The following is a 15,192-nucleotide window of genomic DNA, read 5'->3' as shown; positions in this document are numbered from 1 at the left end:
ATCTTGGTCGTGAACCCGTCTACCAGGAGCTTCTTCACGTCCAGACACCACCCCTCCAGCCCAACTACCCACGCACTCCATCAGGTTGGAAAAGGCTCACTGCCTTCAATCCTGGGGGACGCGACGCCACGACGCGGGCCAACCTCCGCGCGCACCACGCACTGCTGCACCGCATCGACGTCGCCGGGTTGCCCTGGTGGCCCGCCGTCGGCGGCGACCCTTCCGGCGCACACGCCGAACCCGGCGCGGCCGTGGTCGGCATGGACGACGCGCAGGCCCGCGCGATGGGCCACCGCTTCGGCCATGACGCCGTCTTCGCCTGGTCGGCCCTCATCATGGCGGCTGCTCTCCTGCGCCGACCCGGAGTACGACACGACCGCCGCCGGCTGGCACGCAGCCCTCCTCCGGCCGCCCGCCCTGCCGGTGGCGCCGTCGCCCGTAGGCTCCGGGCCCTCCCGCCTCAGGTCTGACGACTGTATTCTGCATACCAAAACGCAGAGCTCGGAGGCGACATGGCAGACCTGGACCCCGAGGTAGTCCTGGGCATGATGGCCCAGGCGCCAGACGGCGTAGTGATCATCGACCGTGAAGGACTCATCCGCTACTGGAACCACGGGGCGGAACGGATCTTCGGGTTCCCGGCGGCCGAGGTCGCCGGCCGCAGTCTGGACGTGATCATCCCCGAGCGGCACCAGCAGCGTCACTGGGACGGTTTCGAGAAGTCCATGGCCAGCGGCACCACCAAGTACGGGGACGACGACCTCCTGACCGTCCCCGCGGTGGGCGCCGGCGGCCGGAAGCTGTCGATCGAGTTCAGCGTGGTGCTGCTGAACGGCGCGGACAGGCAACCGGGTTACGTCGGGGCCGTCATCCGGGACGTCACCGAGCGGCGCGCCAAGGAGAAGGAGCTGTACCGCCAAGTGGCGGCCGCCAAGGCGGACCAGACGTCGGTCACCTGACCTCCGCAGCCACGAACGCGAAGCCCCCGTACGGAAGATCGGACGCTGTCGGTCAATTTTCGGGGGTGTGCGTGATGTCGGCCTTCAGGACCCGGTCGGGGGTTCTGAAGCCGTCATCGTTCGGGATGGGTTGTGGATGGTGATGCAGCCGAGCGGACCGAGTGAGGTCCCGGTGAAGACGGTGCGGGTAACTCGGGCCGCGCTTCCGAAAGGGAATCTCGCGACCCGGGTCCAGGACGAGCTGGGACCGCTGCTTCATGACGGGAGCTCGCGGACCCGTTCCCGGCCCGTGGCAGGCCTACCTGGTCACCGAGGTGGCTGGCTCTCGCACTGGTGTTGCAGTTCGCGGACACGTGGGCCGGCGGCAACACGAGCACCCCGTACGCCTGGTCCATCGCCTAAGCCCAGGCAGCGGATTCGGCCCAGCCGGCGGTGGCGGTGGTCATCGAGACGCGGAGGCCCGGCCTACAGAGATCAGCCGGGGCGGCAGCGCGGCGCCGATCGCGAAGGCGGTGATGGAGGAGGCGCTGCGGTTGGAGGCAGAAGCGCGGGACGGCGAGGCGCGGAGGCGATCGCGATGCCCCGCCGCTCAACGAGCGCCGAATACGACGGAACGCCCGGCCGAGAGAACTCGGCCGGGCGTTCCGGACCCCATGTCAGGCGAGTTTGAAGTCGCTTCGAATGACGCCGTATTCGGTCGGCTCCACCCAGCACGTGTCCTGATCTGGCTTCCCGGCTTGAAGTTCCAGTAGGTCGTAGCGTTATTGACCAAAGAAACCTTGACCTCCTCGATGGCCTTGTTGGAGCCGTCGGCCATCAGCACCTTGGCGCCGGGCAGGAAGCTGTCGCAGTCGGCCTTGCCCGAGCCGCCGCTGCCGCTCGTGCCACCGTTGCCGCGGGAGGAGCCGCCGGACTTGCCGCCGCCTCCGCCGCCGCCCTTGCCTGCACTGGGGTGCGAGGAGGACTTGGGTGCAGCCTTGGCCTGGGACTGCTTTTGGGCGGGGTTAATATTCCAGTGTGCTTTCGTGATCAGGATGGTGTTGCCCTCCTGGAGGCCGAACGCCAGGTCGGATTCCCGCCAGCTTCCGGCACTGGTGGCAGCAATGCTCAACGTCATGAACCGACTTGAAGGAAACGTGGCCTTGATCACGGGCGGCAGCCGGGGCATCGGTGCCGCTGTGGCGTTGCGGCTGGCCGAAGAAGGCGCCGACGTCGTCCTGACCTATGAGAACAACGCGGAACGCGCCACCCAGGTGGTGGAGCAGATCAAGGCCAGAGGGCGCCGGGCACTGGCCATCCAAGCCGACAGCGCCATCCCTGAGGCACTCACCGCCGCGGTGGACGAGGCCGTCGCGATGTTCGGCAGACTCGACATCCTGGTCAACAACGCCGGCATCTTCCTCGTTGGCCCGCTCGAAGCCCTGGGGTCGGCAGAGATCGATCGCACCCTGGCAGTGAACGTCCGGGCGCCGTTCGCAGCGTCCCAGGCGGCCGTGCGTCACATGGGCCAGGGCGGCCGCATCATCAGTATCGGCAGCAATGTCGCCGAGCGTGCGGTCTTCCCCGGACTGGCGCTGTACTCGATGAGCAAGACGGCTCTGGTCGGGATGACGAAGGGCCTGGCCCGAGAACTCGGTCCGCGTGGAGTCACCGTCAATCTGGTGCATCCCGGCCCCACCGACACGGATACCAACCCCGCTGACGGGCCGAACGCCGAGATGATCGCCGGCTTCACCGCTGTGGGCCGCTACGCGGAAGCGGCCGAGATCGCGGCCACCGTCGCCCACCTGGCAAGTGCGGACGGCGCGTACATCACCGGAGCCTCGATCCACGTCGACGGCGGCTTCACCGCCTGACACGCGAGCGCCTTCGCAACCACGCTGAGGGCCCAGCCCACAAGAGGGACGGCCACCGCGTGATCATCAGGGGTTGTGTGGACTCCTGAAGATCACGCGGTGGCTGCGAGCCATAGCGTTGACCCTGCCCGCTGGCAGGCGATGTTCGACCAGGTCATGGCCCGGATCGCGGGCAGGTTCGGGCGGATTGAGCCCCGGGCCGCAGCCCGCGCTTACCTGCTCGGGCTGTTGTCGAGCGTCGAACGGAAGAACTGCTGGCAGCTGGCCGAGCAGGCGGGCCTTGCGCGGCCAGGGCCGATGCAGCGCCTGCTGCGCTACGCCCGCTGGGACGCCGATGCGGTCCGCGACGACCTACGTGCCTATGCCGCCGAATACCTCGGCATCGATGGCGGCGTCCTCGTCGTCGACGAAACCGGCTTCCTGAAAAGGGGGGCGGGTCTTCGGCCGGAGTGCAAAGGCAGTACACCGGCACCGCAGGGCGCATCGAGAACGCGCAGATCGGTGTGTTCCTCGCCCCGGCCACCGGCCGGGGACGGGGCCCTGATCGACCGACGGCTCTAGCTTCCCGAACACTCCTGGTCCAATGACCCCGAACGCCGTGACACGGCCGGGATACCCGAGACGGTGCACTTCGCCACCAAGCCCGTCTGGCCCAGGAGATGATCGAGGCTGCGCTGGACGCCGGGATCACTGTCCCCTGGGTGACCGGGGCTTCGCCGTACGGAGACACCGGTGCCCCGCGCGCACGGATCGCGCGGGGCACCCGTGGGTCTGTCCGGGTCAGACGATGATCTTGCCCTCACGCAGCCTGGCGATGTCGTTCGCGTCGTACCCCAGGTCCGCCAGGACCTCGCTGCCGTGCTCGCCGAGCAGCGGGGCACCCTTGATCTCGGGCTTGAAGTTGGAGAACTTGATGGGGCTGCCCACCGTCAGGTAGGTGCCGCGGCCCTTCTGCTCGACCTCGACGATCGTGCCGCTCTTGCGCATGTCCGGGTCCTCGGCGAGCTCCTTCATGCTGAGGACGGGCGCACAGGGCACCTCCCACTTGCGCAGGATGTCGACCGCCTCGTACTTGGTCTTGTCGGCCAGCCACTTCTCGATCTCCGCGAAGATCTCGAAGATGTGCGGCTGCCGCGCCCTGGCGGTCGTGTACTCCGGGTCGTCGACCCACTCGGGCCGGCCGATGGCCTCGGCGGTGCGCTTCCAGTTCTGCTCCTGGACCGTGAAGTAGATGTAGGCGTTGGGGTCGGTCTCCCAGCCCTTGCACTTCAGGATCCAGCCCGGCTGGCCGCCGCCGCCGGCGTTGCCGCCGCGGGGCACCGCGTCGCCGAACTCGCCGTTCGGGTACTGCGGGTACTCCTCCAGGTAGCCGATCTTCTCCAGGCGCTGCTGGTCGCGGAGCTTGACGCGGGTCAGGTTGAGGACGGCGTCCTGCATGGACACCGACACCTTCTGGCCCACTCCGGTCGCGTTACGGTGGATGATCGCCGTCAGGAGGCCGATCAGCAGGTGCATGCCGGTGTTGCTGTCGCCGAGGGCCGAGCCGCTGATGGTCGGCGGGCCGTCCCAGAAGCCGGTGGTGGACGCGGCGCCGCCGGCGGCCTGGGCGACGTTCTCGTAGACCTTGAGGTCGTTCCAGGACGAGTCGTCGTTGAAGCCCTTGACCGAGCCGAAGATCAGGCGGGGGTTGAGCTCGTGGATGTGGTCCCAGCCCAGGCCCATGCGGTCCATGGCGCCCGGCGCGAAGTTCTCGACCAGGATGTCCGCCTCGCGGATCAGCTTCTCCATGACCTCCTTGCCCTCGGGGGTCTTGGTGTTGATGGCCAGCGAGCGCTTGTTGCTGTTGAGCATCGTGAAGTACAGCGCGTCGAGGTCGGGGTCGTCCCGCAGCTGGTTGCGGGTCACGTCGCCGCCCTGGGGACGCTCGACCTTGATCACGTCGGCGCCGAACCAGGCGAGCATCTGGGTGCACGCGGGGCCGGCCTGGACCCCGGTGAAGTCGATCACCTTGATCCCGGCGAGCGGCTTTTCACTCATGGTGGCTTCCTTCTTGTCTGTTCGCGGTGCGCGGGTGGGCGGTACTGGGGAACGGTGCTTCGGGGTGCGGTGCGTCGCCTACGGGGCGGTCACTTCTTGGCCGGCACGATGTTGCCGACGGTGATGCCCTTGGGGTTGAGGTGGGAGATGTGGCCGCTCTCGGTGCCCGCCGAGGGGTCGATCACGCAGTCGATGAGGGCCGGCCCGCCCGAGGCGAGCGCCTCGGTGAGGGCGGCGGTGACCTCGGCGGGGGTGGTCGCGCGGTAGCCCTTGCCGCCGAAGGCCTCGAACATCACGTCGTGGCGGGCCGCGGACATCAGCGTCGTCGGCGACGGGGCCTCGTCGTAGGGGTTGACGTCGTCACCGCGGTAGACACCGCCGTTGTTCATGATGACCGTGACGACGGGCAGCTTGTAGCGGCAGATCGTCTCGATCTCCATGCCGCTGAAGCCGAAGGCGCTGTCGCCCTCCACGGCCACGACCGGCTCCCCGCTCTCGACGGCGGCGGCGATCGCGTAGCCCATGCCGATGCCCATGACGCCCCAGGTGCCGCTGTCGAGGCGGTGCCGCGGCACGTGCATGTCGATGACGTTGCGCGCGATGTCGAGGGCGTTGGCGCCCTCGTTGACGAGGTACGTCTCGGGGCGCTCGCGGATGACGTCGCGTACGGCCTTCAGGGCGCCCATGAACTGCATCGGGTGCGGGTCGGCCTTGAGGCGCTCGGCCATCTTGGCGACGTTCTGCGCCGAGCGCGCCCCCAGTTCCTCCCGCCAGGCGGCGGGGGCCGCGATCTGGCCCGGCTTGCTGCGCTCGATGAGGGCCTCGACGACCGACTCGATGTCACCGACGAGCGGCGCGGCGATGGGCTGGTTGCTGTCCATCTCCTTCGCCTCGATGTCCACCTGGACGAACTTCGCGTCGGGGTTCCACTGCGGTGCCTCGCCGTGGTTGAGCAGCCAGTTCAGGCGGGCGCCGACCAGCATCACCACGTCGGCCTTCTTCAGCGCCAGCGAGCGGGCGGTGGCCGCGGACTGCGGGTGGTCGTCGGGCAGCAGGCCCTTCGCCATCGACATCGGCACGTAGGGGATGCCGGTGGACTCGACGAACTCGCGGATCTGCGTGTCCGCCTGAGCGTAGGCCGCGCCCTTGCCGAGGACGATCAGCGGCCGCTGCGCGCCGGCCAGCAGCTCGATCGCGCGGTCCACCGCCTCGGGGGCGGGCAGCTGGCGCGGTGCCGGGTCGACGAGGCGGCTGAGCGTCTTCGCGCCCTCCCCGGCGTCCATGATGGAGCCGAGCACCGCGGCGGGGATGTCGAGGTAGACGCCGCCGGGGCGCCCGGAGACGGCGGTGCGCAGGGCGCGGGCGATGCCGCGGCCGATGTCCTCGACCCGGCTGATGCGGTACGCGGCCTTGCAGAACGGCTGCGCGGCGGCGAGCTGGTCCATCTCCTCGTAGTCGCCCTGCTTGAGGTCGACGAGGTGGCGCTCGCTGGAGCCGGAGATCTGCACCATCGGGAAGCAGTTGGTGGTGGCGTTGGCGAGCGCCACCAGCCCGTTGAGGAAGCCCGGCGCCGACACCGTCAGGCAGATGCCCGGCTTCTTGGTGAGGTAGCCGGCCGCCGCCGCCGCGTGTCCCGCGTTGCTCTCGTGGCGGAAGCCGATGTAACGGATGCCCTGCGCCTGGGCGAGCCGGGCCAGATCCGTGATCGGGATGCCGACCACCCCGTAGATGGTGTCGACGTCGTTCATCTTGAGCGCATCGACGACCAGGTGGTACCCGTCGGTGAGCTCGGCCGGTGCGTCGGCGTTCGCCGCTGTCTCCAGTGGTGAGGGGGCGGTCATGGTCCGAGGTCCTCCTTGGGCGGGTCATGCGTGCGGCTTCTCCCTTCACCATCCGCAGCCCGCTCCCCCGCGTCCAAGACCTATCGGCGACCAGCCGATAGACGGCGTTTATCGACGCACGCCACAGGGGCGTTGAGGTGGGTTGATAGACCTCCGCTATCGACCGTTCGCCAGTGCGTATTGGACGGGTGCTCCGCGCCCCGCGCAGTCTCGCTGGGGACGGTTCATCAGACATTCCAGGCGCGAGGAGGTGCGGCCATGGCCGTTCCGGCCGCTGCATCGGTGCGCGACCCCGACCGTTACCGGCCGCCCGCGGTCACGGGCCTGACCGATCTCCTCGACCGGCACGCCCGGGGGCGTCCGCAGGCACCGGCGCTGATCGCCGGCGCGGACCGCGCGGAGGTCTCCTACCGCGCCCTGGACGAGCTCGCCGACGCGGTGGCCGCGCGCCTGACCTCGGCGGGGCTGCGCCCCGGGGACCCGGTCGGCCTCGTCGGCGCCAACACCGTGGAGTTCGTCGTGGCGTTGCTGGGCGGGGCGCGGGCCGGGCTGGTGGTGGCCCCCGTGGACCCCGCGCTGCCCGAGCCGCGGATGACGGCCCGGCTGGAGGCGCTGGGGGTGCGGGCGGTCCTGCTGGGCCCGGCCGCGGGCGGCGCCCCGCCGGCGGCCGTGGGGCCCGGTGTCCCGGCCTGGACCCTGCGGGTGGACCTCTCCCCCGCCGGGACGGCGGCGGCCGTGCTCGGAACGGGCGCGGGCGCGCCGGCCGCCGCGCGGGGCGCGTCCGGCGAACTGACCGCGCACGACGCCCTGGTGCTGTTCACCGCGGGGACCACCGACCGGGCGAAGATGGTCCCGCTGACGCACGGCAACGTGGCCGCCTCGGTCCGCGGCGTGTGCGCCGCCTACGAGCTGGTGCCGGGCGACGCGACGGTCGCGGCGATGCCGTTCTTCCACGGGCACGGGCTGTTCGCCACGCTGCTGTCCACGCTGGCGAGCGGGGGCTGCGTGCTGCTGCCCGCGCGCGGGCGGTTCTCGGCGCACACCTTCTGGGACGACATGCGGGCGGCCGGCGCCACGTGGTTCACCGCGGTCCCCACCGTCCACGAGCTCCTCCTGGAGCGGGCGGCGACGGACCTCACGGGCCCGCAGGTGCCGGGCTTGCGGTTCCTGCGCAGTTCCAGCGCGCCCCTCAACACGGCCACCCAGCGGGCGCTGGAGCGCACCCTGGGCGCGCCCCTGCTGTCGGCGTACGGCATGACCGAGTCCGCGCACCAGGCGACGAGCGAGCCGCTGCCGCAGTACGGGTCGCTCAAGCACGGTTCGGTCGGCCGGCCGACCGGGATCGAGCTGCGGGTCCTGGACCCGGACGGGAAGCCGTGCCCGCCCGGCGGCGAGGGCGAGGTGTGGGTGCACGGTCCCACGGTGGCCCGCGGTTACCTGGGCAATCCCGCCGAGACGGCACACGGCTTCGCCGACGGCTGGTTCCGCACCGGCGACCTGGGCGCGCTCGACGAGGACGGCCACCTGTTCCTGACCGGCCGCCTGAAGAACCTGATCATCCGCGGGGGCGAGAAGGTCGTGCCCGAGCACGTCGAGGACGTCCTCGCCGGGTGTCCGGGGGTGGCCGAGGCCGCCGTGTTCGCCGTGCCCGACGCGACGTACGGGCAGCGGGTCGGCGCGGCCGTGGTCCTGGGCGGCGCGGAGGCGCCGGGGGCCGAGGCGCCCGGGGCCGAGGAGATCCGCCGGTACTGCCGCGCCCGGCTGGCCCCGTTCGAGATCCCCGACCGGATCCGGGTCGTCGCCTCGCTCCCGCACACGGCGAAGGGCGGTCTTGACCGGGCGGCGGTGGACGTCCTGTACTCCGAGGGCCCCGTATGGCCCGGGCTCACCTGACGCGGTGCTCCGCGGGCAACGGCTCGTCGAAGAACTCGTCCAGCGACAGACCGGCCGCCGCGGTCATGAACGCCCGCGCCGCGACCGACCCCGGGGTCGCCGCGTGGATCGCGACGGAGACCTGCGCCCTGGCGTCCGGGTCGACGAGGCGCACGGCCCGCATCCGGCCGAGCGGCGGCATCGCGCGCAGCCAGGTGTGCGGGACGATGCTCGCGCACGCGCCGGCGCCCACGCTGGCGTAGAGGGCCGCCACCGAGTCCGTCTCGACCTGCGGGGTCACCACGACCCCGCTCTCGGCGAACGCGTCGTCGATGACCTGGCGGATCCTCATGTCGGGGGTCAGCAGGGCGAGGGGCATCGTGGCCGCGTCCGCCCACTTCATGGTGTCGGTCTGCGGCAGCAGCTGGTCGCTTGAGGCGAGGAGCATGTACCGCTCCTCGTACAGCGGCATCACCTGCAGGTTCTCCCGGTCGTGCGGGGCGAAGTGCGCGATCGCGGCGTCCAGCTCGAACGCGAGGAGCTGGCGGTGGAGTTCGGTGGTCGACAGCCGGGAGCGGACCTGGACCTTGGCCAGCGGATGGGCCGCGCAGAAAGCGGCGACGGGCAGGACCAGGGTGGTGGACGCGGTGGGCTCGGTGCCCAGCCGCAGGGTGCCGGTGATGCCCGACTGGACGGCGGCCACCTCGGCCTTGAAGGCCTCCTGCTCGGCGAGGATGCGTTTGGCCCAGACCACCAGCCGTTCGCCCTCTGGGGTCAGGCCCTGGTAGTTGTGCCCGCGGTTGATCAGCGTGACGTTCAGCTCCCGCTCCAGCTTGGCTATCGCCGCCGAGAGCGCGGGCTGCGAGACGTAGCAGGACTCCGCCGCCCGGGCGAAGTGCCGCTCCCTGGCGACCGCCACGAAGTACTCCAGCTGACGGAACAGCATGAACGACTCCTCTCTGCCTGGGCCGCGGCCGCGCCGGCACTTCCTGCTGGAGTCGCAACGCCGTCGGTGCCGGCGGACCGGCGCTCCCGGGACCGGGAACGTCCCCGGGCGGCCGACGGCGGACGAGCTGGTTGCGGTGTGACCGGGCACAGCCTACCGAGCCGGATCGCGGCCCTCGTTCGTGCCCGCCAAGCCGGTGCGGGCCCCTGCCCGGGGCCCGGTCCCGTCGCCGCCGCGACGGGACCGGGCTCCGGAGGTGCTGCGGCGGTCGTCCGGCGGTGGACCGGCGATCCGCGGGTGTCTCGGGTTCGGATACGCGGGGGACGGGTCAGGCGGGGACGGGTTTGCGCGCGCCGGCCCCGTCCTCCCGGTCCGCGGTGACGCCGCGGGCCAGCAGGTCGGTCGCGGCGTGGACCGCCCGCAGGTTGGGGGCGTCCGCGCCGGAGATGTCGGCCATCTCCACGACGGCCGTCACGATGGCGTCGAGTTCCAGCTGCTTGCCGGCCTCGAGGTCCTGGAGCATCGAGGTCTTGTGGTGTCCCACCCCCTCGGCGCCCCGAAGCCGCTTCTCGATGGAGATGTCGGGGGTGCTGCCGACCCTGGCCGCGATGTCGAGGGTCTCCTCCATGAGCTGGGCGACCAGCCGCCGGGTGTGCGGGTGCTTGCAGATGTCGACCATCGTCGCCCTGGTGAGGGCGCTGATCGGGTTGAAGGCGACGTTGCCCATCAGCTTGATCCAGATGTCGTCGCGCAGGTTGGGCTCCACCGGGCACTTGAGGCCGCCGGCGATCATGGCCTCGCTCAGCTCCGTGCACCGGTCGGAGACACCGCCGCCCGGCTCGCCGATGGAGAACCGGGTGCCCTCCAGGTGCCGGATGACCCCGGGGGCCTCGATGACCGTCGCGGGGTAGACGACGCAGCCGATGGCGCGTTCCGGCGCCAGCACCGCGCTGGTGGCGCCGCCGGGGTCGACCGCCTCGATCCGCCGCCCCTCGTAGGGGCCGGCCAGCTCGTGGAAGTACCACCAGGGAATGCCGTTCTGACCGGCCACCACCGCGGTCTTGTCGTCGAGCAACGGGGAGATCAGCGGTCCTGAGGTCGCGTAGGAGTGTGCCTTCAGGCCCAAGAAGACGTAGTCGACGGGGCCGATCTCCTTGGGGTCGTCCGTGGCGTGGGGCTTGGCCACGAAGTCACCGCGCGGGCTGTTCACCCGGACTCCGTGGGCGCGTATCGCCTGAAGATGCTCACCCCGGGCGATCAGGTGGACGTCCGCGCCACCACGGTGCAGTGCCGCGCCCACGTAAGCGCCGATCGCACCGGCTCCGAGGACTGCGATTTTCACGGCGACTCCTCTCCATTCGAAGGGGGAGTGAATACTGTATGCAGTACTCTCTTGGGATGTACAGTCCCCTCACGCGAAGTCGCGCGCCCGGAACCGAACAGGGTCCCGCCCGGCGCCGCGACGGAGGTCTCCGGCGTCGCCCGGGACCATGAACCGGGTCACACACGCTCCGGACAGGTTGATCGAGCACGCAGCGGGGGAACGCTTCGCCGCACACGCGGTCCCGGGCACGCACGGCCGCACCACGAGGCCGGGGAGCACGCAGTGCGGACGACGGCTCGGCTGACGACGCCGTGGCGTCGGTCAGTAGCGACGGAAAAGGAGAGCGATGTCTGATTCACCCCCACAGCAGATCGGTGTCGTCACCGAGTCCACCGCCGGGGAGACGCGGGTGGCGGCCACACCGGACAGCGTCCGCCGGCTCCTCGGCCTCGGCTACGAGGTCGTCGTGGAGTCCGAGGCCGGAGCGGCCTCCGGCTTCCCCGACGAGGCCTACACCGATGCGGGCGCGCGGATCGGCGACGCCTGGCAGGCGGACGTGGTCCTGAAGGTCAACGCCCCCTCGCACGAGGAGATCGGGAAGCTGCGCGAAGGCGCGACCCTGATCGGGCTGATCGCCCCGGCCCACAGCCCCGACCTGGTCGAGGAGCTGGCGGCACGGCCGATCACCGTGCTGGCGCTGGACGCCGTCCCGCGCATCTCCCGGGCCCAGTCGATGGACGTGCTCAGCTCGATGGCGAACATCGCCGGGTACCGGGCGGTGATCGAGGCGGCCCACGTCTTCGGGCGCTTCTTCACCGGCCAGGTCACCGCGGCCGGCAAGGTGCCGCCGGCGAAGGTCCTGGTGGCCGGCGCGGGCGTGGCGGGTCTGGCCGCGATCGGCGCGGCCGGCAGCCTCGGCGCGGTGGTGCGGGCCACCGACCCGCGGGCCGAGGTCGCCGACCAGGTCCGTTCACTGGGCGGCGAGTTCCTCGCCGTCGAGGTGGAGCAGGAGGCGAGCGGCGACGGCTACGCCAAGGCGACCTCGCAGGCGTACGACCGGCGCGCCGCGGAGATCTACAGCGAGCAGGCCGCGGACGTCGACATCATCATCACCACCGCGCTGATCCCCGGCCGCTCGGCCCCCCGGCTCATCACGGCGGCCGACGTGGCGTCGATGAAGCCCGGCAGCGTCATCGTCGACATGGCCGCCGCGCAGGGCGGCAACGTCGAGGGCACGGTCAGCGGTAAGGCGATCGTCACCGACAACGACGTGACGATCATCGGCTACACCGATCTGGCGGGCCGGCTGCCCGCCCAGGCCTCGCAGTTGTACGGGACCAACCTCGTCAACCTGCTCAAGTTGCTGACGCCGGGCAAGGACGGGCGGCTGACGCTCGACTTCGACGACGTCGTGCAGCGGGCCGTCACGGTGGTGCGGGAGGGCGAGAAGACCTGGCCGCCACCGCCCGTCCAGGTGTCGGCGGCGCCCGCCGGGCAGGCACCGGCGCCGGTGGCGACCGCGCCTGCGCCGAAGGAGCCCCGTCTCTCACCGGCCGCGCGCTACGGTCTGATCGCCTCCGGCATGCTCGCGATGTTCTTGTTGATCGCCTTCTCCCCGGCCCAGCTCGTGGGCAACTTCACGGTGTTCGCGCTGGCCGTCGTCATCGGTTACTACGTGATCGGAAAGGTCCACCACGCCCTGCACACCCCGCTGATGTCGGTCACCAACGCCATCTCGGGGATCGTGGTGGTCGGAGCACTGCTGCAGATAGGCCACGCCGGACCGGCCGTCACCGTGATGTCGGTCGTAGCGATCATGTTGACCACCGTGAACATCTTCGGAGGATTCGCCGTCACCCGCCGTATGCTCGGCATGTTCTCGAAGGGCTGAGGATCGATGAACGCAACCACGGTCGCACAGGCCGCCGACATCGTCGCCGCGCTGCTGTTCATCTTCAGCCTGGCCGGACTCTCGCAACACCGCACCTCCCGCGCCGGAGTGGCGTACGGCATCGGCGGCATGGCGCTGGCGCTGGTCGCCACCGTCGTCGCCGCGGCACAGGACATCCCGGGCACCGCCGTCGTGCTGATCGTCGCCGCCACGGTCGTCGGCGGTGCCATCGGCCTGTGGCGGGCGCGCCGGGTCGAGATGACCCAGATGCCCGAGCTCATCGCCGTCCTGCACAGCCTCGTCGGCCTGGCCGCGGTGCTGGTCGGCTGGAACAGCTACTACGAGGTGGAGGCGCACGGCGCCGCGCAGACCCGGGTCGCCGGCGACCTGCTCGGCATCCACCACGCGGAGGTGTTCATCGGCATCTTCATCGGCGCGGTCACCTTCACCGGATCCATCGTCGCCTACCTGAAGCTGTCAGCGCGGATCAAGTCCCGTCCGCTGACCCTGCCCGGCAAGAACGCCCTCAACCTCGGGGCGCTGGCCGCCTTCGTGGCCCTGACGGTGTGGTTCACGGTGAGCCCGGACCTCGGCCTGATGATCGCCGTCACCGCCCTGGCGCTCGCGCTCGGCTGGCACCTGGTCGTCTCGATCGGCGGCGGTGACATGCCGGTCGTCGTCTCGATGCTCAACAGCTACTCGGGCTGGGCCGCGGCCGCGGCGGGCTTCCTGCTCAACAACAACCTGCTCATCGTCACCGGCGCGCTCGTCGGCTCCTCCGGCGCCTACCTGTCGTACGTCATGTGCAAGGCGATGAACCGGTCCTTCCTCTCGGTGATCGCCGGAGGCTTCGGCGCCCCGGCACCGACGAGCGGCGACGCCGAACAGGGCGAGCACCGCGAGACCTCCGCGGAGGAGACGGCCGAACTCCTGGAGAACGCCACGTCGGTGATCATCACCCCCGGCTACGGCATGGCGGTGGCCCAGGCGCAGCACCCGGTGGCGGAGCTGACCCAGGCGCTGCGGCGGCGCGGGGTCCAGGTCCGCTTCGGCGTCCACCCGGTGGCCGGCCGGCTGCCCGGGCACATGAACGTGCTGCTCGCCGAGGCCCGGGTGCCGTACGACGTCGTGCTGGAGATGGACGAGATCAACGACGACTTCGGCGACACCACGGTGGTGCTGGTGATCGGCGCCAACGACACCGTCAACCCGGCGGCGGAGGAGGACCCGTCCAGCCCCATCGCCGGCATGCCGGTGCTGCGGGTGTGGGAGGCGGAGAACGTGATCGTCTTCAAGCGGTCCATGTCCTCGGGGTACGCGGGGGTGCAGAACCCGCTGTTCTTCCGCGAGAACAGCCGCATGCTCTTCGGCGACGCCAAGGAGAGCGTGGACGCCATCCTGCGCTCGCTGAGCACGCCCGACCCCGCTTCCGCGGCGTCGCGGGGCCTGCGCACCGACCAGCAGCCCGCCCCTGCCTGACGGGTGCTGCACCCACGGCGGTGGGGCGGGGGAAGCGCGGCTTCCCCCGCCCCCGTCCGCCGTGCCGCCGGTGCTCCGCCGCGGGCCTTCGCATGCCGACGGCCGATTTCCGACCAAGCCTTGTCCATCCTGCGGCTGAATTGCATACCGAAATCTGTATTCTTGGCACTGTGCAAAGAACTCAGCCGACAGGGGGGCTCATGCGCGAGAGAAGCACCGCGGCCGCCGTCGTCCGGGTCACCCGGCCGGCACCGTTGCGCCAGGCCGTCTACGAGGCCCTGATCGACCTGATCGTCAACGGCACCCTCAGACCGGGCCAGCACCTGGTCGAGGCCGAACTCGCCGACCACCTCGGCGTCAGCCGCCAGCCGGTGCGCGAGGCGCTGCAACGGCTGCAGACCGACGGCTGGGTCGACCTGCGCCCCGCCCAGGGCGCCTTCGTCCACTCCCCCACGCAGGAGGAGGCCACCCAGCTCCTCAGCGTCCGCGCCGTGCTGGAGACCCACTCCGCGCACGGCGCCGCGCTGCACGCCACGGACGCGGACGTGGCACACCTGTGGGAACTGCAGGACGCCGGCATCGCCGCCCTGGCGGCGGACGACGCCCGCGGGATCGTCGAGGCCAACGCCGCACTGCACGGCTTCATCACCGAGCTGTCCCGCAACCAGGTCCTCGGCGAGCTGATCCTCCAGGTCGACCGGCGGGTGCGCTGGTACTACATGCCCATCGCACGGCCCCGCGGCCGGGACGCCTGGAACGAGCACGCCTCCATCATCGAGGCCATCGCCCTGGGCGACGCGGAGCGTTCCGAGGAACTGATGCGCCGCCACACCCGGAACACCACCGACTTCTACTGCCGGCAGATCGCCGCCGCCGTCGACGCCGGGAGGGCGTGAGGGCCCACGGGAACGCCGGACGGTCCGGGGGCAGGGGGGCACCCGGACCGTCGTCGAGGGGGGAACAGGAGTACGGGGAGCACGGGAGGGA

12 protein-coding genes and 1 pseudogene are annotated in these 15,192 nt (G+C 70.9%); 8 read left to right on the top strand and 5 right to left on the bottom strand.

From position 1 onward, the window contains the following. Together PV341_RS36425 and PV341_RS36420 are read left to right on the top strand one after the other, a co-directional pair. Positions 1 to 470 (top strand): DUF3293 domain-containing protein (locus PV341_RS36425; RefSeq protein ID WP_500360055.1); only part of this gene is annotated, 470 nt, incomplete at its 5' end. Between the two features lie 42 nt (positions 471 to 512). After that, entirely contained in the window at positions 513 to 959 is a 447-nt protein-coding gene (locus PV341_RS36420; RefSeq protein ID WP_500329806.1) for a PAS domain S-box protein, read from the top strand. 589 nt (positions 960 to 1,548) lie between these two features. Here PV341_RS36420 and PV341_RS36415 read toward each other — a convergent pair. Further along, positions 1,549 to 2,076 carry a hypothetical protein gene (locus tag PV341_RS36415; RefSeq protein ID WP_500329808.1) on the bottom strand — a complete coding sequence of 176 codons (528 nt, stop codon included), beginning with the start codon at positions 2,074 to 2,076 and terminating at the stop codon, positions 1,549 to 1,551. Here PV341_RS36415 and PV341_RS36410 point away from each other — a divergent pair. Beyond that, complete coding sequence (locus PV341_RS36410; protein ID WP_500329809.1) at positions 2,075 to 2,815, top strand: SDR family NAD(P)-dependent oxidoreductase; 741 nt, start codon at positions 2,075 to 2,077, stop codon at positions 2,813 to 2,815. The two genes, PV341_RS36415 and PV341_RS36410, sit on opposite strands and share 2 nt — an antisense overlap. A gap of 156 nt (positions 2,816 to 2,971) precedes the next feature. Continuing rightward, positions 2,972 to 3,585, top strand: a pseudogene (locus PV341_RS36405) (IS701 family transposase); the annotation flags it as partial. A 10-nt stretch (positions 3,586 to 3,595) separates the two neighbouring features. Here PV341_RS36405 and frc read toward each other — a convergent pair. Both frc and oxc read right to left on the bottom strand, forming a co-directional pair. Next, positions 3,596 to 4,852 carry a formyl-CoA transferase gene (gene frc, locus PV341_RS36400; RefSeq protein WP_500329811.1) on the bottom strand — a complete coding sequence of 419 codons (1,257 nt, stop codon included), beginning with the start codon at positions 4,850 to 4,852 and terminating at the stop codon, positions 3,596 to 3,598. Between the two features lie 89 nt (positions 4,853 to 4,941). Further along, a complete protein-coding gene (oxc, locus tag PV341_RS36395; RefSeq protein WP_500360053.1) occupies positions 4,942 to 6,693 on the bottom strand; it encodes an oxalyl-CoA decarboxylase in 1,752 nt (583 codons plus the stop codon). Between the two features lie 258 nt (positions 6,694 to 6,951). On the opposite strand from oxc, the gene PV341_RS36390 reads away from it, so the two are divergent. Next, entirely contained in the window at positions 6,952 to 8,586 is a 1,635-nt protein-coding gene (locus PV341_RS36390; RefSeq protein ID WP_500329814.1) for a FadD7 family fatty acid--CoA ligase, read from the top strand. On the opposite strand, the gene PV341_RS36385 is transcribed toward PV341_RS36390, so the two are convergent. Both PV341_RS36385 and PV341_RS36380 read right to left on the bottom strand, forming a co-directional pair. Then, positions 8,579 to 9,511 carry a LysR family transcriptional regulator gene (locus PV341_RS36385; protein ID WP_500360052.1) on the bottom strand — a complete coding sequence of 311 codons (933 nt, stop codon included), beginning with the start codon at positions 9,509 to 9,511 and terminating at the stop codon, positions 8,579 to 8,581. The genes PV341_RS36390 and PV341_RS36385 overlap by 8 nt on opposite strands. Positions 9,512 to 9,839: 328 nt before the next feature. Continuing rightward, positions 9,840 to 10,853: a 2-dehydropantoate 2-reductase gene (locus tag PV341_RS36380; protein WP_500329816.1), complete on the bottom strand. Its 1,014-nt coding sequence runs from the start codon at positions 10,851 to 10,853 to the stop codon at positions 9,840 to 9,842. Between the two features lie 328 nt (positions 10,854 to 11,181). Here PV341_RS36380 and PV341_RS36375 point away from each other — a divergent pair, with 328 nt between their 5' ends. The 3 genes from PV341_RS36375 (at position 11,182) to PV341_RS36365 (ending at position 15,101) form a co-directional block, all read left to right on the top strand. Beyond that, on the top strand, positions 11,182 to 12,726 hold the full coding sequence (locus tag PV341_RS36375; RefSeq protein WP_500360051.1) for a Re/Si-specific NAD(P)(+) transhydrogenase subunit alpha: 1,545 nt from the start codon (positions 11,182 to 11,184) through the stop codon (positions 12,724 to 12,726). A gap of 6 nt (positions 12,727 to 12,732) precedes the next feature. After that, positions 12,733 to 14,205 carry a Re/Si-specific NAD(P)(+) transhydrogenase subunit beta gene (gene pntB / locus PV341_RS36370; RefSeq protein WP_500360049.1) on the top strand — a complete coding sequence of 491 codons (1,473 nt, stop codon included), beginning with the start codon at positions 12,733 to 12,735 and terminating at the stop codon, positions 14,203 to 14,205. A gap of 200 nt (positions 14,206 to 14,405) precedes the next feature. After that, on the top strand, positions 14,406 to 15,101 hold the full coding sequence (locus PV341_RS36365; protein ID WP_500329821.1) for a GntR family transcriptional regulator: 696 nt from the start codon (positions 14,406 to 14,408) through the stop codon (positions 15,099 to 15,101). Positions 15,102 to 15,192 lie beyond the last annotated feature (91 nt).

It is taken from the genome of Streptomyces sp. PA03-1a (assembly GCF_033792805.1).
GTDB lineage: Bacteria > Actinomycetota > Actinomycetes > Streptomycetales > Streptomycetaceae > Actinacidiphila.
The sequence above is the reverse complement of the archived record's forward strand: the minus strand, read 5'-3'. Positions and strand labels throughout refer to the sequence as shown.